This is a genomic window from Algoriphagus sp. AGSA1, assembly GCF_021390545.1.
GTDB lineage: Bacteria > Bacteroidota > Bacteroidia > Cytophagales > Cyclobacteriaceae > Algoriphagus.
This window is the reverse complement of the sequence record NZ_JAJUWR010000022.1, coordinates 1-20,493: the sequence shown is the minus strand read 5'-3', so window position 1 is coordinate 20,493 and position 20,493 is coordinate 1. Positions and strand designations below refer to the sequence as shown.

Sequence of the window (20,493 nt, the reverse complement as noted above, 5' to 3'; positions counted from 1 at the left end):
AAAGCAAAGAATAGTTGATTTTCAGGAGTTTTTCCAGCTGTTGATTAGCTATGACCTGATTTTTGAATCAACTATCCCTCATTAGACATTAAGTAGAAATGGGAATCCCAAACCAGACCTTATATGGATATTTCAGAAGAGCCAAAAGCAATCGTTAAAGATGCCTATAAAAAATCTGGTAAAGAAGTAGCTGAAGCAATATCCGTGGATCCTAACCGTGGCCTTTCTGATAAGGAAGTAACTGAGAGGAGTGAAAAATATGGATCTAATATTCTTAAAGAGCAAAAAAAGCGGGGGATATGGCAAATCCTTCTTTCTCAGCTTAATAACCCCATTGTTTATCTGCTTACGGCTGCGGCTGTGCTTGCGTTTATTTTTGGAGATACCGCCGAGGGTACAGCTATTCTGATAGTACTTCTTCTGAACGCGATCATTGGTTTTTGGATGGAGTTCAAAGCCCAGAAATCCATGGAGGCTTTAAAAAAGATGGATAAAATAAAATCCAAGGTGTTACGAAATGGTAACAACTCTACCATCGATGCAGAAGAGCTGGTTCCCGGAGATATACTAGTGCTAGAGGCAGGAGACCTTATACCGGCAGACGCTAGAATTCTAGAGGCCACCGAACTGAATGTGGACGAGTCCCCGCTCACTGGAGAATCTGTACCTGTACATAAATCCATAGAAGCACTTGAAGGGGATAAACCGGTAGCGGACCGGACCAATATTCTCTACAAAGGCACGGCAGTCACAGGCGGAACCGGCAAAGCAGTGGTTTTTGGTACTGCCATGAAAACTGAATTGGGAAGTATTTCAGCGATGGTCGGTGAAGAGGAAAAAGATAAGATCCCCCTGAACCGAAAATTGGGCAAGCTTACCAAAGCGCTGATTTTTATGACGCTGGGTCTGGCAACTGCGTTTTTTTTAGTCGGCTGGATAGCAGGTGAGGAAATCTATCAACTAGTCCAGACATCCATAGCTTGGATTATTGCCGCCATTCCGGAGGGACTCCCCATTGTCGCCAGTATCGCACTGGCCAGGGGTATGCTGCATCTGGCAAAGAAAAATGTGATCGTCAAGAAGATGGAAGCAGTGGAAACCCTTGGGGAAACCACCGTCATCTTTACTGATAAAACCGGGACATTAACCAAGAACGAGTTAACGGTGAGCACCCTTTTTTTTCCGAATGATCTTCGGAAGGAAGTGGATTGGGACAATAAAGGCAGGCCTGTTCTAAAAGAGCAAGAAAGGCTTGATGAGAATGAGAATTTCAATCATTTCAGAAAAATCTCCGTTTTGGCCAATGACGCCACTTTAGGGGCGGATGATGCAACATCTGAAGATCAGGCAAAATCTAAAGACAATGATGAGGAGAAGGAAGGAGCAAAAGACAAAGGAGACCCATTGGAAGTAGCATTACTTGAGTTTGCGCAAAAATATGATCAGGATTTTTACAATGAGTGCAGGAGATTAAAACGCAAACTCCATGACCCATTCGATTCAGAGGCTATGGTGATGGGAAGCGTCAATGCGGATGGAGATGGATTTTATGTAGCGGGAAAAGGAGCCGCCCATGCTATTCTAGACCGTTCCTCTCAGGTTTTGTTTCAAGGAGAGGTAAAAGATCTGACGAATGAAGATAAAGCCTTTTGGAACAGTAAAAATGATGAACTGGCAGATGAGGGTTTACGTGTTTTGGCTTTTGGCTATAAAAATATTGAGGCATTGCCGGAAGGAGAGGAAGCGGAGGATTTCTTGCGTGAGTTGGTTTTTATAGGCTTGATAGGATTTATTGACCCTCCCCGCAAGGAAGTAGCTGAAGCCATTTCTGTTTGTCATGAGGCCGGAATAAAAGTACTCATGGTAACTGGGGATCATGCCGGGACAGCCAAAAATGTTGCCAGACAACTCAATTTTTCTAACTCGGATGATGATGCCGACCACGCCCTTGCTGGGACTGACCTGAAAGAGGAACTAGCCAAAGAAAGCAATTCTATGGTGGCCAAGACCCGTGTGTTCTCCCGTGTGGATCCTTCACAAAAGCTTCAACTGATCAAATTATTCCAGCAGCAGGGAGAAATAGTAGGAATGACAGGTGATGGAATCAACGATGCACCTGCCCTGAAGCGTGCCAATATTGGAATCGCGATGGGGAAGAGAGGTACGCAAGTAGCCCAGGAAGTCTCTGATATGGTTTTGAAAGATGATGCGTTTGGTTCTATAGTAGAGGCCATTAAACATGGAAGGGTGGTTTTCGGAAATATCCGCAAATTTATTACTTACCAATTATCCTATCATCTGAGTGAGATTCTGATCATTGCGTTGATCAGTTTTACCTTGTTTGTTCTACCCATACTCCCCTTGCAGCTTCTGTTTCTTAATTTGTTATCCGATGTTTTCCCAGCTTTGGCTCTAGGTGTGGGAGCGGGCGATTCAGGGATTATGAATAAAAAGCCGAAAGATCCAAATGAGCCGATCTTGGATAAGGGAAACTGGTGGCAGATTGCATTATACGGAGGGATCATGACAGCCTGTATTACCGGTGCTTATTTTTATGCATACTTTGTGTGGGATCAGTCTGAAGAAATCACCAATAATGTGGCATTCTTCAGTATGGCTTTTGCACAATTACTGCATGTATTTAATATGAGGGATCCGCATGAAAATGTGTTGAATAATCAGGTTACGCGAAACAAGTATATCTGGATGGCTTTGGCCTTTTGTGGTGTCACCCTGATTGCTGCGTATTTTATTCCCGCGGTCTCAGATGTATTATCCTTTCAGGAACTGGAGCCCCGTATTTGGGGGCTGATTATCGTTACAAGTCTGCTGCCTTTAGTTATAATACAGTCATTAAAATTAGTAACTAAGAAATTTTAGTTATGAAATCGACACGATTAAAATCATCATTAAAACACACAGTGCTCCGCCGACTGGCGGATTAATCGTCAAACCTGCCTGCGGTAGGCAGGGATTTCAAGTGACCGTTAAAAAAACAATTATAAACACATGAAAATAGCAACCCTAACCATAAGTCCTGCCCTCGATAAAAGCACAACCATCGATAGGCTTCAACCAGAAAAAAAACTTCGCTGTGAAGTACCCACCTATGAGCCTGGGGGCGGAGGTATCAATGTTTCAAGGGCGATTAATATTCTTGGCGGAGCATCGCTGGCTATTTATGCCGCAGGCGGTCCTGAAGGAGACCGAATCGAAGTCTTGCTGGATAAGGAGGGAGTCGTCCAGCATCGCATCAAAACCCAAGAGCCTACCCGTGAGAATCTATTGGTAATGGAGTCATCCACAGACAAGCATTACCGATTTGGCATGCCCGGAAGTGAATTGAGTGAAAGTGAACTGCAGCAGTGCCTAGATGCTGTCCGGGAACTGCCCGATGAAGTAGAATACCTGGTAGCAAGCGGGAGTCTTCCTCCTGGAGCACCTGAAGATTTTTATGCCCAGATAGCAGCAATAGCCCGTGAGAAAAATGTGAAATGTATAATAGATACTTCCGGAAAGCCTCTACTTCAGGCAGCTGAATCAGGGGTTTACTTAATGAAACCGAATCTGTCAGAATTGAGCGAACTGGTAGGTAAAGATGAAATCTCAGGAATGGAACAGGAAGAAATTGCACGAAGAATCATCAGTGAGGGAAAGGCAAATAAACTGATCGTATCACTTGGAGCCAGAGGTGCCATGCTGGTGACGAAGGAACTCTTGGAATATGTAGTCCCTCCGACTGTAATGCAAAAAAGCACCGTTGGGGCTGGTGACACCATGGTGGCAGGCATTGTTCTGTCTCTATCTCGTGGAGATGATATTCGTGATGCTGTCAAATGGGGAGTGGCTGCGGGAACAGCTGCGACCATGACCCCTGGCACCGAACTGTGCCGCAAGGAAAACGTCCAGGAAATCTTCGAATGGATCAATTCCAAAGGAAACCCAGATAAAAAATCTGGATAGTCCGTGGGAGAAAGGTAAAAATCAATTTTCAAGCTAAAGCAAATGGAGAGATCAGAAGAAAAAGTCCTCCTTGTAATAATTGATGGGTGGGGCATAGCCCCGGAAAATGCAAGGGAGCAGTCAGCCATAGAGAAAGCTAGTACTCCCTATCTGGATGAAATTCTTCAGAGCCATCCGAATTCCCAATTGCGGGCTGATGGAATGGCAGTGGGGCTGCCGGAGGGACAGATAGGCAATTCAGAGGTAGGGCACATCAACATTGGGGCAGGAAGGATTGTATATCAAATGCTTTTAAAAATAAATAAAGCGGTAGAAGAACATGGTTTACAGAAAAATGAACAGTTGCTGGACGCCCTTGACTATGCTAAAGAGGAAGGAAAAAAAGTCCATATTCTTGGACTTGTTTCGGATGGTGGCGTTCATTCCCATATTGACCATCTCAAAGTACTTTGCGATATAGCTTGTGGGCATCATGTGAAGGAGCTATATATCCATGCCATCACGGATGGAAGAGATACGGATCCCAACAGTGGGGTAGAGTTCATCGCTGATTTACAAGGACACCTTCATGAAACTACCGGTAAACTGGCAAGTATTACTGGAAGGTATTATGCCATGGACAGAGGAGAGAATTGGGATAGAACAGCCATAGCTTATCATGCCTTGGTACACGGTCGTTCACAGACTCAGGTCGATGGGGGGAAATGGAAAGAAGCTATGGAGGAGAAATACCGGAATGGGGAAACAGATGAGTTTATCAACCCCATCGTGCTAAAGGATAATTCCAAACCGGTGACGACCGTCAGCGATGGTGATGTGATCATCTGCTTCAACTACCGCCCCGATCGTGTCCGGCAGATCACTCGGGCACTTACTCAACAGGATTTCCCTAATCATAATATGAAAAAAATGGATTTTCGATACCTCACCATGACCCAATATGACAGGAGGTTTACGAATGTATCGGTACTATTTGAACATCAGGATCTGGAGCTTACTTTAGGTGAAGTTTTATCTAATAAAGGCAAGAAACAGATCCGTATAGCTGAGTCCATTAAATATCCACACGTGACGTATTTTTTCAGCGGGGGCAGAGAGGAGCCGTTTGAAGGAGAAGATCGGATCATGGTAGATACAGTTGATGTTTCTACTTTTGATAAAACACCCGAAATGAGCGCTGCCGGTATCCGTGATGAGATCATTCCTATACTAAACCAAGGAAGTGCCGATTTTATCTGTCTAAACTTTGCCAATCCGGACATGGTGGGCCATTCAGGGGATATGGAAGCAACCATTAAAGCCTGTGAAACAATCGATTCCTGTTTGAAGTCAGTAGCAGAAGCAGCACGGGGAAATCATTATGCAGTAATGATAGTGTCAGATCACGGAAATGCCGAAAAAATGACAAACCATAAAGGAGTACCATTCACTTCGCATACCTCCAATCCCGTGCCTTGTATTGTCATAAGAAATAGGGAAACGCATAAGCTATCCAACGGTAAGCTCTGCGATGTGGCACCAACTGTTCTTTCCCTGATGGGTATAGAGACTCCGGAAGAAATGACCGGAAGCTCCTTGCTTCGCCCAGAGTAAACCAACCTTTTAGACAGGACTTGCTAAAAGAGTCCCACGTATGCCCTAGTGGTAAGTCAGTGATACAAGATGCTTACCACCTGTTGCTTTTATGTTACATCTCTGAGTGGTTTTTTGTCTTGAAGGGGAAAAAACTATGCTCATTTTGATGAATTAACACCTCAAACTTTCTTTTAGCAGAGGTTTAACAACCATATTTTTCCTTAAGGACATATATATGGCCAGATTGGAGTAAAGGCATTTTTTTTGTCGCAAATAGTTGATTAGGTGGGGGGTGAGCCAAATTGATTGCCTGTGCTCATAAAACATGCGGGATTTCAATTGATCAGATATTCCCAGGCCTAGACCGCGCGTAGGCAGAAGATTAGGCAATCTATACCTACAATAATCAAGTGCGGAATCCCCTGTCCCTGTCCTATAGAAGGCATACTCCTGTCAGATCAGAAGGAAGTATATGAGGGTCAATTATCTCAAATTATAACTATAGAAAAATGAGTAAATACATTCGGTTTTTCAACGATCTAAATCATGAAGATACAGCATTGGTGGGTGGCAAGAATGCTTCTCTGGGAGAAATGATCAGGGAACTGGCGCCCAAAGGGATCCGGATACCCACAGGATTTGCCACTACCTCAGACGCCTATTGGGACTATCTGGATCATAACGATCTTAGAGAGAAACTGGGCGAGAGTCTGGATAAGTTGGATAAGAAGTGGTTTAAGAACCTCAGAAAAACAGGTGAATCACTGAGGCAATATATCCTAAAGGGAGATTTTCCCGAGGAGCTGGCCAGTCAGATCAAGGAAGCTTACCGCCAATTGGAGAAAAAGGAAGAAGCCTTGACAAGTGTAGCAGTGAGAAGCAGTGCCACGGCCGAGGATCTTCCCGAGGCATCTTTTGCGGGGCAGCATGATTCCTTTATGAATATACATGGAGCGGAGAATACATTGGAAACAGTTAAGAAATGTTTTGCCTCCCTGTTTACCGACCGTGCCATCAGGTATAGGGAACACAATGGATTTGACCATATGCAAGTAGCGCTGTCAGCAGGAGTACAGAAAATGGTCCGCTCTGATAAGGCTTCCGCAGGGGTGGGATTTACCATTCTCCCTGATTCCGGCTTTGAAAAGACCATATTCCTTACAGGATCCTGGGGGCTCGGCGACAATGTAGTCCAGGGAGCAGTTAATGCTGATGAGTTTTATGTGTTCAAACCCACATTAAAAAAGGGGCTTCGTTCCATAATTTCCAAAAAACTCGGTACCAAAGAAATTACCATGGTGTATGCTGATTCGGATCAGGAAAAGGGAAATACAACTGTAAACAAAAAAACTCCGGGCCCGAAGCGTAAAAAGTATGTCATCAATGATGAAGAAATAAAACAGCTAGCTGTATGGGCTGTGGAAATAGAGGAGCATTATGGCAGGGCTATGGATATAGAATGGGCCAAAGACGGAGTGTCCGGGGAACTCTACATCGTGCAGGCTAGGCCTGAAACAGTGCATTCGGGGAAAGAAAATACAAAAGTCAAAGAATATAGACTGAAAGACAAAAGTAAAGTGATCACCTCAGGAACCGGAATAGGTGATAAAATCACCAAAGGAATAGGCCGATTATTGGATTCACCTGAAGATTCCGATAAGCTTCAGGATGGAGATGTGCTGGTCACTGCTATTACCAATCCTGATTGGGATAATGTCATGAAAAAAGCCTCTGCCATCATCACCGACAGCGGTGGGCGTACGAGTCATGCGGCTATAGTCGCTAGGGAACTTGGAGCTGTAGCCGTGGTGGGTACTGAAAATGCCACAAAAACGATCAAAGATGGTCAGAAAATCACCGTTTCATGTGCGGAAGGAGCCACAGGAAGAATATATGAGGGATACCTGGATTGGGAGGAAGACGAGATTGACTTCGAAACCTATGGCGATCCAGAAACCGAAGTAATGCTTATCCTTGCCGATCCGGATTTGGCTTATAGCTATAGTAAATATCCCGTGAAAGGGGTTGGGCTTATGCGCCTGGAATTTGTGATCAATAATACCATACAGATTCATCCGTTGGCACTCCTCCATTATGGGGAGTTGAAGGATCCCAAAACCAAAAAGCGAATCGCGGAACTGATCGGATCCTATTCTGAAAAGCGGCTCTTTTTCGTGGAAAAACTGGCTGAAGGGGTCTCTACTATTGCCGCTGCTTTTTATCCACGGGAAGTAATTGTCCGCATGAGCGACTTCAAATCCAATGAGTATGCAAATCTTATTGGTGGAGAGGAATTTGAACCTACCGAGGAAAATCCAATGCTAGGCTTCCGTGGAGCATCCAGATATTATAGCGAGGAATATAGGGAAGCCTTCAGAATGGAGTGCGATGCCATGAAACTCGTACGGGATGAAATGGGATTTTCCAATGTCAAACTCATGGTTCCTTTTTGCAGAACGGTGGAAGAGGGAAGAAAAGTGGTAAACCTTATGGGAGACTTTGGGCTAAAGAAGGGCTGGAATGGATTGGAAATCTACATGATGTGCGAGATTCCTTCCAATGTCCTGCAGGCAGAGGAATTTGCTGAAGTTTTTGACGGCTTCTCCATCGGTTCCAATGACCTCACCCAACTCACACTGGGACTGGACCGGGATTCAGCACTGGTCAGTGAGCTATTTGATGAAAATAATTCCTCAGCCAAACAAATGATCAGTATGGCCATTGAGCGGGCCAAAAAGAAAGAAATCAAAATAGGGCTTTGCGGTCAGGCTCCGAGCGATTTCCCTGATTTTGCCAAGTTCCTTGTCAGCGAGGGGATTTCCAGAATTTCCTTCAATCCGGATGCTGTCGCAAAAGGGATTAAGAATATCCTAGAAGCTGAAAATGCCGCTGATGGATAAGCTTTCTCAAAAGTCAAAAGTAAATTTTTGAAAGTATTTATTTTATCAACCTATATACCGACCAGGCCTTATGGATATAGATCAAAAACATCCTTATCACACCATAGGAAGCAATGAAGTTTTCAAGAAGGTCTCCTCAGATGAAAACGGGCTTACTTCAGATGAAGCGTCCAAAAGGCAGAGACAATTCGGGAAGAACAAGCTGCCCGAAAAAGGCGGAACCAATCCGGTGTTGTTGTTTCTGAAGCAGTTTAAAGACTTATTGATACTCATACTTTTTGTGGCAGCGGCTATAGCTTTTTGGGCCGATAAGATGACCGATGTTTACATCATTTTAGCCGTGATTCTTTTTAATGCCATCATGGGGTTTGTACAGGAATTCAAAGCTGAAAAAGCCATTCAGGCCATCAAGAGCATGCAGCAAAAAAAGGCCCTAGTCCTGCGGAATGGAGAGGAGGAGGAAATTCTGGCTGAGGATGTAGTGCCTGGTGATATTATGATACTAAAGGAAGGCAACCGGGTTCCTGCAGATGGAAGGTTGATCGAAGCAAATGAACTACGTGCCTCAGAGGCTTCCCTTACCGGGGAATCTATGCCTGTGGATAAAATAACCGATACTACAGACGAAGACGCCTCCCTCGGAGACCGGGTAAATATGGTATGGAACAGTACAAATATAGTCAACGGCATGGGGAAGGCTGTAGTGACAGCTATCGGTAAGCAGACGGAAATAGGGAAGATAGCCAAGTCTATGGACGAAATGGAAATGCAGGATTCCAACTTTAGGAAAAAAACCAATCTTCTGGGGAAGCAAATGGCTGTGTTTGCTTTGTTCGTTTCACTGGTCATTTTTTCCTTAGGTTATTGGGTACGTGACTATGAGTTTCAGGAAATTTTGCTGGTAACCATTGCTGTGCTGGTTTCTACTATTCCTGAGGGTTTGCCGGCGGTGATTTCCATTGTATTGGCAATAGGGGCCAATAGAATGGCGAAGAAAAATGCCCTCATCAGAGAATTTACCGCCACGGAAATGATGGGCTCGGTCTCCACTTTGCTCACGGATAAAACCGGGACGTTGACCCAGAGTATTCTGGTTATCAAGAAAATTTTCACTGGCAGCGGTAGTGAAGTGGCAGTTTCGGGTCACGGCTATGAACTAAGCGGAGAATTCAACGCAAATGGTAATGCTTTCGATTGGGAGGAAAATCCGGTAGAGCGAAAGCTTCTGGCCATAGCGGCTTTTTGCAATGATGCACAGGTGAAGAATGGCCAAGAAGAAACCAGGGACTCAGAGGAGGAAAGTAAAACCTCGGAGGATACATCACCCAGAGAAACCCAAGAATCAGAAGAAGGGGGAGGTAGTAAAGGGCATGAATCATCCAAAGAAGAGAAAGCTTCCGGCCATGCTAATGTCCAAAACAACAAGAGAAGCGGAGAAGAAAAAGAATCCGGTGGTGAGGTTAAAAAAGAAGGTTCATCTGAGGGAAATCAGGAAGAGCGGCAGCAGACAAAAATTTCGAATGTGCCGGATGAAAATCCTGAAGGGGAGGAGAATATGGATGTAAAAGTAAATGTGAAAGAGGATCAGGTAGATATAAATATCAGGCTTAAGAAAACAAAATCCCAAGCAACTGAGGAAACTGAAGATGAAGAAGATGTGGAAGAAGAAGAGGAAGAGGAGGAAGATGCAGAAGAAAATGATGAACCGGATGTGGTGGGAGATCCCACAGAGGTAGCTATGCTGGTGATGGGCAAGAAAGCAGGAGTGATGGAGAAGGATCCTTTTGTCGGATATAAACTCCTGGATGATCTTCCCTTTAAGTCAGAACAGAAGTTTCGCGCATCCTTGGTTGATACAGAAGAAGGCCCGGAACTTTTTGCTATTGGCGCTCCGGAGAGGATTTTGGAATTGAGCACAGAATACCTCACTGAAGAGGGTTCAGAGGAGCTGGGGGAGAAAATGAAGCAGGAAATCCAGGACAAAATGGATGAATGGGCTGATGATGCCATGCGGGTATTGGCACTGGGTTTTCGAAAGACGGAGGATAAAGAAAGTATTTCCGCGGAAGATGTGAAAGAGCTTTGCTGGGTAGGGATGGTAGGAATAGTGGATCCCCCACGTGAAGGGGTAAAAGAGTCTATAGAGGAATGTAAGACAGCAGGAATTAGGGTCATGATGGTAACGGGAGATCACAAAAAGACCGCAAGGGCTATCGCCAAGGAAGTGGGCATACTGTCAGGTGAGGAGAAGGAAGATGACTATCCATCGGCAATGACTACCCAGGAATTGGATGTAGAGGATAAGGAGTTTGATGATTATATCCATAACGTGAATGTTTTTGCCCGCATGAATCCTGACACGAAGCTAAGAATAGCGGAGCGCCTACAGGCAAAGGATACCCTGATAGCCATGACCGGTGATGGGGTGAACGACGCTCCCGCCCTGAAGAGGGCAGATGTGGGGATTGCCATGGGGATCAGAGGCACCGATGTGGCCAAAGACGCATCTGAAATTGTACTTCAGGATGATAATTTCAACAGCATCGTCAACGCCATCAGGGAGGGGCGTATAGTATTCAATAATGTCAAAATCACCAGCTATTTTCTGCTCACCACCAATTTTGCCTTTGCTATAGCCTTTATGTTGGGGATCTCTATAGGATGGCCCTTACTGTTTACTGCGGCCCAGATCTTATATGTCAATCTTATCACAGACGGAATCATGGATGTGGCATTGGCAACAGAGCCAGGCCATGGGGATATTATGAAACAGAAGCCGGTGAAGAAAAGTGAGAAAATCCTGAGTTGGGACATTCTGCCATATCTGCTTTTGGTTTCCGCTGTGATGGTTACACTCACTATGCTCACATTTTCATACTACCTGCCAGAAGGTGAGGAGATGGCACACACAGGAGCCTTTATCGTGGTCTCCAGCACACAGCTGTTCAATGCATACAACATGCGTTCGCTCCGTTTATCAATCTTCAAAATCGGCCCGTTGAGTAACCGTTGGGTCAATCTGGCTTTTATTGTTGCCATAGTTCTCCAGTTCCTTATGGTGAAGATCCCATTTTTCCGGGATTTATTGGAGTTTGAGGATTTTCCGATTCTTGACTTTCTGGTGATTATCCTTATTTCCTCGGTGATCATCGGTGCAGGTGAATTGTACAAATATTTAAAATTTCAGAAGAAAATGTTCTGAACACAAAGCCAGGGGCAATGTGCCTGAGGTTTGCTGATTTGGATAAAAACCAACTAGAGATGTCAAATATCGATAAGATAGAAATACAACAGCTTGAAAACAGGGAATGGCTGGACTCACTACGTTATGTCCTGAAAGACGGATCTAAAGAGCGGGTTCAGGAAATTTTGGACTTGCTTCGCCTTGAGGCGCAAAAAAATGGAGTTGGATCTTCCATGTCCTTCAACACTCCTTACATTAATACTCTTCCTCCTGAGGATGAAGCAGAATATCCCGGAGATCTGGAAATAGAAGAAAAGCTGACTGGCATGATACGCTGGAATGCCATGGCTATGGTCGTAAAAGCCAATAAAAGATCCAAAGGAATCGGAGGACATGTTTCTACTTATGGTTCTATTGCTGATCTATGGGAAGTGGGATTTCATCATTTCTTCAAAGTCCATGATGACGGCAAATCGGATATGATTTACTTTCAGGGACATGCCACTCCCGGAGTATATGCGAGAGCTTTTTTGGAAGGAAGAATTACGGAGAAACAACTCCTCAATTTCCGCAGGGAGCTACAACCGGATGAAGGGCTTTCTTCTTATCCCCATCCCTATCTGATGCCCAAGTTTTGGAGCTTTCCTACAGTATCCATGGGCTTGTCCCCCATCATGGCTATCTATCAAGCCAGATTCAACAAGTATTTGAAGAAGAGAGGGCTTATTGAAGAAGACAGGCAGAAAGTTTGGGCTTTCTTAGGCGATGGGGAAATGGACGAGCCGGAGTCAAAAGGGGCGATCGGGGTAGCTTCCAGGGACAAATTGGACAATCTGATCTTTGTGGTCAACTGCAATCTGCAGCGATTGGATGGTCCGGTCAGGGGAAACGGGAAGATAGTCCAGGAGTTGGAATCAAGTTTTATAGGTGCGGGTTGGAATGTGATCAAACTTTTATGGGGCAGTGACTGGGATCCTCTTTTCGAGCAAGATAAAGACGGGACACTAATCAAGAAGCTCAATGAATTACCGGACGGGCAGTTTCAGAAATATGCCTATTCCGATGGTGAATTTATTCGGAAGGATCTTTTTGAAGGGGATGAGAATCTCCGGAAACTTGCCGACAATTATTCAGACCAGGAACTTCAAAATCTGAAAAGAGGAGGGCATGATCCAGTCAAGATCTATCAGGCCTATTCAACAGCTCTTGCGCATAAAGGTCAACCCACCATTATCCTCGCCCAAACCATCAAAGGGTATGGGCAAGGCAATGCAGGAGAGGCCAGTAATGTTTCCCACCAAACTAAGTCATTTAAAAAAGAAGAACTAAAGGAGTATCGTGATCGCTTCAACATCCCGCTATCCGATGATGACCTGAAGGATATCCCTTTTATCAAGCCGGACAGAGACAGTCCTGAAATCAAATACCTGCTGCAAAGAAGAGAAGAAGCCGGTGGGTTTATACCCGAAAGATCAGATAAAAGTGAACGGCTCCAAAAACCATCCGAATCCATATTTTCAGACTTTTTTAAAGGTTCAGGGAAATCCGAGGCGGCCACTACCATGGCGATGGTCAAGATTTTGGCGAAGCTTCTCAGTGATGAGGATTACGGGAAATTGATTGTACCCATCATCCCTGATGAATCCCGCACGTTCGGTATCGAATCCCTCTTTCGACAGGTGGGAATCTATGCGCCGGGAGGTCAGCAATACGATCCTGTGGATCAGGAAAGCCTCTTGTACTACAGAGAATCGAAGGAAGGAGTGATCCTGGAAGAAGGGATCACTGAAGCAGGGGCCATGAGCGATTTTATCGCAGCCGGTACGGCATATTTGGTTCATGGGGTCAATACTATTCCATTTTACTTTTTCTATTCCATGTTTGGTTTCCAACGCATCGGGGATCTGATCTGGGCTGCGGCAGATGCAGGTGCCAAAGGCTTCCTCATTGGAGGGATTTCCGGTCGCTCCAGTATGCCGGGAGAGGGACTTCAGCATCAGGATGGGCAGAGCCATATCTATGCGTATTCGGTTCCCAACCTGATGGCTTATGATCCGGCTTTTGCCTATGAACTGTCAGTCATTGTACAGGATGGAATCAGGCGGATGTATGTGGAGAAGGAAGTGGTTTTCTACTACCTCACCGTAGGAAATGATACCTACGTGATGCCAAGAATGCCTAAGGATAGCAAGGAAGGTATTCTAAAAGGAATGTACAGATTCAAAAAGTCCTCAAGCAAAAGCAAAAAGAAGAAAGCACATCTTTTTGGCAGTGGAGCCATCATGACGGAAGTGTTGAAGGCTGCTGAACTGCTGGAAAAGAAATACCGTGTAGCTGCGGATGTATGGAGTATCACCAGCTATAAATCGCTGTATGATGATGCGATCGATACGGATAGAAGTAATCGCTGTAGTGCCGATCCGGATCAAAAACCGAATTACATCCAGCAGTGCCTCCAAAATGAAGATGGCGTTTTCATTGCCGCTTCCGATTACCTCAAGGCTCTTCCTGAATCAGTGGCCAGGTGGTTTCCAAGGAAAGTGACCACGCTTGGAACCGATGGATTTGGCAGAAGCGACACCCGGGAGGCACTTCGGGAATTCTTCGAGGTGAATTCAAACCATATTGCTTTTGCGGCACTCTATGAATTGGCATTGGCAGGGCAATTTAAAACGGAGGAATTAAAAATAGCTGCCAAGGATCTGGGCATTGATCCTGAAAAATCCATTCCCAGAACTTCCTGAACATTTTATCAACCAAAACAAACTGTCATGGCTATAGAAGTGAAAATTCCACTCATATCAGAAGGTGTAGATACCGCGGAAGTAATAGAAGTGCTGGTCTCAGAAGGCGACAGCATCAAAGAAGAACAGTCCATTATTGCGCTGGAGACAGACAAGGCTTCTGTGGAGGTTCCTTCCTCCCATAGCGGAGTGATCAAAGAAATCAAAGTCAGCGTAGGGGACGAAGTCAAAGTGGGGGATGTCATCCTGATCCTTGACGATGAAGGTGGTGAAGAAGAGGGAAAGGAAAATGGGGATGATGATTCTGGTGAAACCGAACAAAAGAAAGATAAGAAAGAAAACGATAAAGATTCGGAATCCGGGAAAAACGGGAAAAGTGAAAAAGCTGAAAAAACCGATGATAGTGAGGAGGAAAGCTCTGAAGACGAGGGAAAAAATGAACCTACAAGAGATGAAAAGGCGGGAGAAAAAAGCGAGACAAAAGAAGCTGAAATGGAAGCAAGCGATGTCCCAGCTTCCCCAAGTGTGCGAAGACTTGCGAGAGAATCCGGCGTAGATATCAAGCGGATAAAGGGCAGTGGAGCCGGAGGTAGAATCACTGAGCAAGATGTAAAATCCCAGTCAAAGCAAGCGGAGAAAGAAGGTGAAGACAAAAAATCAAAAGAAGTTGACCTACCGGATTTTAGCAAGTGGGGAGCCGTGCAGCGGGAAGCCTTATCCAATATTCGAAAGACCACAGCCAAAAACACCCTCACTTCCTGGCAATCTATTCCGCATGTGTTTCAATTTGACGAAGCTGACATCTCTGGCATAACGCAGTATATGGATGAAAACAAATCCAAAACAGAAAATGCCGGTGGTAAACTGACCATCACCGCTATTCTGGTGAAAGTCATGGCCAGTGCCCTACAGCAGTTTCCTCAGTTCAATGCCAGTATTGACATGGAAAATGAGGAAGTAATCCTGAAGAAATACTTCCATATAGGGGTCGCAGTAGATACGGACAAAGGACTACTTGTTCCGGTAATCCGCGATGTAGAAAAGAAGACAATTGTTGAATTGGCGGTAGAGATTTCGGAACTGGCAGAAAAAACCCGGCAGGGAAAACTCTCCCCCGAAGAAATGCAAGGAGGAAATATCACAATTTCTAATCTCGGCGGCATAGGAGGGACTCAGTTTACTCCCATTGTTTATTCTCCACAGGTGGCGATTTTGGGAGTTTCCAGAGCCAAAGAGCAAGCAGTCTATATCGATGGCAGCTTCGAGCCCCGACAGATTCTTCCTTTGAGTCTTTCCTACGACCACCGCCTAATCGATGGGGCAGATGGAGCCAGGTTTCTGAGGTGGATCTGCCAGGCACTGGAAGATCCTTATAAGGCTCTGTTAGGGGCCTGATTCTTTGACCAATGCTTCGAAGAATTGAAGTTAAATAAAAACACTATGGCCAAATCAAAAGAAAAGGAGCTGGTAATCATCGGGGCGGGACCTGGCGGCTATGCGGCGGCATTCAGAGCAGCGGATCTTGGGCTTCAAGTCACCCTCATTGGTACGGATATCGATCCTGGAGGTACTTGTCTTTATGAAGGTTGTATCCCGACAAAAACCTTGATAGAAGCCTTGAAAATCAAGGAAGATGCTGTTACAGCAAAGGAATGGGGGCTGGAATTCGGCAAGCCTACTATTGATGTTGAGGCTTTGGCTACATGGAAAGATGAAATTGTGAAAAAACTCACCGAGGGAGTAGGGTTGCTTTCCACAGATCGGGAGATAGAATACATAAAAGGGAAAGCGGTATTCCTTTCGGAAAATGAACTGGAGATCCAACCAGTGGAAGGTAAACCGTACCCCGTGACTTTCAAAAATGTCATACTGGCCACCGGATCTGTTCCGAAGGAATTACCCGAAGCTAAGTTTGATTCGGAGAGAATCATAGATTCTACTAAAGCCTTGGAGTTGAAGAAGATTCCGAAAAGCATGCTGGTAATCGGAGGAGGATATATTGGTCCCTCACTCGGGAGCATTTATGCGTCTCTGGGCTCTAAAGTGACTTTGGTGGAGGAGACGAAAGGGCTGCTGTCATGGATAGATCCTGATCTGGCTACTGCTTACACCAAGGAGAATGAGATGCTTTTCGAAAAGTCCCATTTCGAAACCACCCTAAAAGAAGCTATAGTAAATAATAAGAAAAAGGTAAAAGTGAAGTTGGAAACCAAAGGAAAGGAATGGGAAGAGACTTTTGATTTGGTTTTGGTAGCTATGGGGAGAATTCCCAATACCCATTCTTTGAATCTGGAAAAAGCAGGTATAGAGACAGACACAGGTGGTTTTATACAAGTGGATGATAAAAGGAGAACTGCCAAAGAGAACATTTTTGCCATTGGAGACCTTGTCAACCAAGCTCTTTTTGCAAATAAAGCATCCCATGAGGGCAAATTCGTGGCAGGGCTAATAGCCGGTAAACACAGAGATAAATTTGACCCCAAAGCTATTCCTTCTATCGTGGCTACCACCAGAACAGAAATGGCCTGGTGCGGTTTGACGGAAGCCGAAGCAAAACAGCAAGAAATAGAAATCAGAGTGGCAAAATTTCCATGGTCAGCCTCGGGAAGAGCTGCTTCTATGGGGATAAGGAGAGGACTTACGAAACTTCTCATTGATTCCCAGAGCAATAAAATCCTTGGAGGGGGAGTGGTAGGGGAAAAGGCAGGCAGTTTGATCGCTGAGATCGCATTTGCTTTGCAAATTTCCGCCAGTGCTGAGGATATAGCCCTTATCGTACATCCGCATCCCACACTCTCCGAGAGTATTATGGAAGCTGCGGAAGCTTACCAGGGAGCCGCCACTCATTTGGCAGCAGGAAAAAACGTGTAAATCCTTTATTGATAGAATATGACAGGAAATAGGAAAGCGGAAATAGTCATCATTGGAGCTGGCCCGGGAGGCTATGCGGCAGCGTTCAGGGCTGCGGATCTAGGTCTGGAAGTCACCTTGATAGATCCGGAGGCAAATCCTGGCGGTGTATGTCTTTACAGAGGATGTATTCCTTCCAAAACCTTGCTCCATATCGCCAAAGTGAAGCAGGATGCGCTTAATGCCAGGAAAAGCGGAATAAATTATAAAAATCCCAAAGTCGATCTAAAGAAAATCAATGCTTGGAAATATAATGTAGTCGAAAAACTCACTACGGGATTGGGACAACTTGCCAAGCATCGTAAGATTGGGTACATCAGGGGAAAAGCAAAATTCAGATCTGAGAATTCTCTTGATGTGGAAATGAATGATGGTGGAAATAGTATTCTTGAATTTCAAAAAGCTGTGATCGCAACAGGATCAATTCCTACGCATTTACCACATATAAAAATAGATCATCAGGTGATTATGGATTCTACTGACGCTTTGGAGCTCAAAGATGTTCCTGACCAGCTGCTTGTCATAGGAGGAGGATATATCGGATTGGAATTGGGTAGCGTATATGCTGCTTTGGGATCTAAAGTAACAATTGCGGAAATGACCTCAGGCTTGCTTCCTGGTGCCGATCGGGATCTTGTGGACGTGTTTGAAGAAGAGTGTAAGGATCTGTTTGAAGCCTTATACTTAGATACTAAGGCGGAGAAAGTCGATCTTTTGGAAAATGGGAAGGCAAAAGTAAGTCTAGTAACAGGTGATGGAAAGCAGATAAAAGAATATGATAAGGTGCTGGTGGCTGTGGGAAGGAAGCCAAACACAGATTCCTTGAATCTGGGAAAAGCGAATCTAAAGACAGATGAAAAAGGGTTTTTGAAAGTAAATGAGCAGCGTAAAACCCAGGTGGAGAATATCTATGCAATAGGAGATATTACAGGAGAACCCCTTCTTGCCCACAAAGCCACGCATGAAGGCAGAGTAGTAGCGGAAGTGTTGGCAGGAGAAGCAGGTGCCGGATATGCACCGAAAGTTATCCCCGGAATAGTTTTTACCCATCCTGAAATCGCTTGGTGCGGGGTGACGGAAACTCAGGTGGAAGAGAAAAAACTGGATGCAAAGGTGATCAAATTTCCTTGGACAGCCTCTGGAAAGGCGGTTTTACTGGATACTGAGACAGGACTGACAAAACTCATATTTGATGCTAAAACGGGGAGAATACTTGGAGGGGGCGTAGCAGGAAAAGATGCTGGGATTTTGATCTCCCAAATCTGCCTTGCCATAGAAATGGCGGCTACAGCGCAAGAAATAGCGGAAACTGTCCATCCGCATCCAACGCTCTCTGAGACCATTATGGAAGCAGCAGAGCTTTTTCTCGGAAGTGCTACTCATCTGGAAAGCAAACAAATTGAGAAACCATAAAATGATCCCAATAAGAATTTAGGAAGAAAAAGGCCTACCTGGTTGCCACGCTAGTTAGGTGAGCTAATCACAAGTTTTACCAAATATTCTTGAAAAACGATGGACAGATTAATTATAGCATTGACTTCTATTCTCCTTTGCATAGCCATCAACAGTACAATTGCTCAACAAAGCGAGCTCAAATCGTTGGATCTTAACCTTTCGAATTACGACTATCCTTATGAAGTTCAGTTTCTGAACCTTCATGTTCAAAACCAAGAGCTGAAAATGGGGTACATGGATGTAAAGCCTGAAAAACCAAATGGGGAAAACGTCATGTTGCTACATGGCAAAAACTTCAATGGGGCTTATTGGAGAACAACCATCCAGCGCTTGTCCGAAAGTGGTTATCGGGTAATTGTCCCCGATCAAATTGGCTTCGGCAAATCTTCCAAACCAGCATATTTCCAATACACCTTCCATCAATTGGCTTTGAATACCAAAGCACTACTTGACTTACTTACTATTGATAAAGTCAGTGTACTGGGGCATTCCATGGGAGGAATGTTGGCTACGAGATTCGCTCTTATGTATCCAGAAGTCACCGAAAAACTCATTTTGGAAAATCCCATAGGCCTAGAAGACTGGAAGCTGAAAGTCCCTTATCAACCAGTAGAGTGGTGGTATCAGAATGAATTGGACAAGGATTATGAGCAGATTAAAGAGTACCAATTGTCAAATTACTACCATGGCGACTGGAAGGAAGAGTACAATGAGTGGGTGAAGTTGTTGGCAGGATGGACTCTCAATCCTGAATACGAACGGATTGCCTGGAATGCAGCACTGACCTATGATATGATTTTTACCCAGCCTATTCTATATGAATTCGGTGAAATCCAAATGCCCACACTGTTAATAATTGGGACAAAAGACAGAACAGCACTAGGAAAGCAGCTTGTAAATGAAGAGGTAAGAAAAACGCTGGGATTGTATGGACAACTGGGGGAAAAGACCCGAGATGCAGTTCCAGATGCCAAACTTGTAGAAATTCAAAATGTAGGTCACCTGCCTCACATTCAAAGTTTCGAAAAGTTTATTAAGCCACTTTTGGAGTTTTTAGCTCAGTAAGTGAAAAGAGTCGTGGGTGTTTGTTTGGCTTAGTTTTTTAGCCACATGGGAATCCGCAAACTGAGATTGAGGGCGGGGTTTATGCTTTGAAAAATATGGGGTATTGCACCCTTTACAAGGTCAGTCGCATTGAAATCACTTGAGGGTTTAACAAAAAAAATAATTTTTACAGGGGTGTTTCCGGTTTAGCAGCTCTCTCCATTTTTATTTAATAGTTTAAGCTCATTTGAGAACTGTTTTTGAAAACGCCTTCTCCGACATTCATGAAATTCAAGCATTCACACTTAAACGCTAAAGCATAATTGGCGTGGGCTTTTATGATAGATCGGATGACATGATCGAGTTGGTTGAATTTTAATTTGGATCGATCCAAAAGTTTTATGTATAGTGGCTTGTACGGAGATTCTTCAAGATGCTCACCATATAGATTTATTTTGATTATTGGATCGGAATTATGTAAATGATGGGCTAGATCATGCTCATTAATAAATAGATAGTTGGGTTGGGTTTGAGTTTTCATGGTTCAGAGGTGGTTGGTTCAACTTTTACTAAGTTATAAACAAAAAAATCAGAATTAAATGATTTTAAGTATTATATCAAGAAAAATTTAAATATAAATTAGTAGTTTAAGGTATTTAATATGAACAAGTAATGAAAAAAATAAAATTTTTTGATTTTCAGAATAATGTTCTGAAGC

10 protein-coding genes are annotated in these 20,493 nt (G+C 44.3%); all 10 read left to right on the top strand.

Features of this window, described 5'->3' with window-relative positions:
* The first annotated feature begins 123 nt into the window (after nucleotides 1–123).
* On the top strand, nucleotides 124–2,880 hold the full coding sequence (locus LZF95_RS17200) for a cation-transporting P-type ATPase (RefSeq protein ID WP_233756263.1): 2,757 nt from the start codon (nucleotides 124–126) through the stop codon (nucleotides 2,878–2,880).
* 129 nt (nucleotides 2,881–3,009) lie between these two features.
* On the top strand, nucleotides 3,010–3,963 hold the full coding sequence (locus LZF95_RS17195; protein ID WP_233756262.1) for a 1-phosphofructokinase family hexose kinase: 954 nt from the start codon (nucleotides 3,010–3,012) through the stop codon (nucleotides 3,961–3,963).
* Nucleotides 3,964–4,005: 42 nt separating this feature from the next.
* Nucleotides 4,006–5,556, top strand: a complete 1,551-nt coding sequence (gpmI, locus tag LZF95_RS17190) for a 2,3-bisphosphoglycerate-independent phosphoglycerate mutase (RefSeq protein ID WP_233756261.1) — start codon at nucleotides 4,006–4,008, stop codon at nucleotides 5,554–5,556.
* Between the two features lie 491 nt (nucleotides 5,557–6,047).
* A complete protein-coding gene (ppsA, locus tag LZF95_RS17185; protein WP_233756260.1) occupies nucleotides 6,048–8,438 on the top strand; it encodes a phosphoenolpyruvate synthase in 2,391 nt (796 codons plus the stop codon).
* A 70-nt stretch (nucleotides 8,439–8,508) separates the two neighbouring features.
* A complete protein-coding gene (locus LZF95_RS17180; RefSeq protein ID WP_233756259.1) occupies nucleotides 8,509–11,640 on the top strand; it encodes a cation-transporting P-type ATPase in 3,132 nt (1,043 codons plus the stop codon).
* A 59-nt stretch (nucleotides 11,641–11,699) separates the two neighbouring features.
* Nucleotides 11,700–14,366 (top strand): pyruvate dehydrogenase (acetyl-transferring), homodimeric type, encoded by a 2,667-nt coding sequence (gene aceE / locus LZF95_RS17175; RefSeq protein ID WP_233756258.1) that lies wholly within the window; start codon nucleotides 11,700–11,702, stop codon nucleotides 14,364–14,366.
* A 27-nt stretch (nucleotides 14,367–14,393) separates the two neighbouring features.
* Nucleotides 14,394–15,761 (top strand): 2-oxo acid dehydrogenase subunit E2, encoded by a 1,368-nt coding sequence (locus LZF95_RS17170; RefSeq protein WP_233756257.1) that lies wholly within the window; start codon nucleotides 14,394–14,396, stop codon nucleotides 15,759–15,761.
* A gap of 45 nt (nucleotides 15,762–15,806) precedes the next feature.
* A complete protein-coding gene (gene lpdA / locus LZF95_RS17165) occupies nucleotides 15,807–17,237 on the top strand; it encodes a dihydrolipoyl dehydrogenase (protein ID WP_233756256.1) in 1,431 nt (476 codons plus the stop codon).
* An 18-nt stretch (nucleotides 17,238–17,255) separates the two neighbouring features.
* Nucleotides 17,256–18,689, top strand: a complete 1,434-nt coding sequence (gene lpdA, locus LZF95_RS17160) for a dihydrolipoyl dehydrogenase (RefSeq protein ID WP_233756255.1) — start codon at nucleotides 17,256–17,258, stop codon at nucleotides 18,687–18,689.
* A gap of 99 nt (nucleotides 18,690–18,788) precedes the next feature.
* Nucleotides 18,789–19,796, top strand: coding sequence for an alpha/beta fold hydrolase (locus LZF95_RS17155; protein ID WP_233756254.1), 1,008 nt, complete (start codon nucleotides 18,789–18,791; stop codon nucleotides 19,794–19,796).
* Nucleotides 19,797–20,493 lie beyond the last annotated feature (697 nt).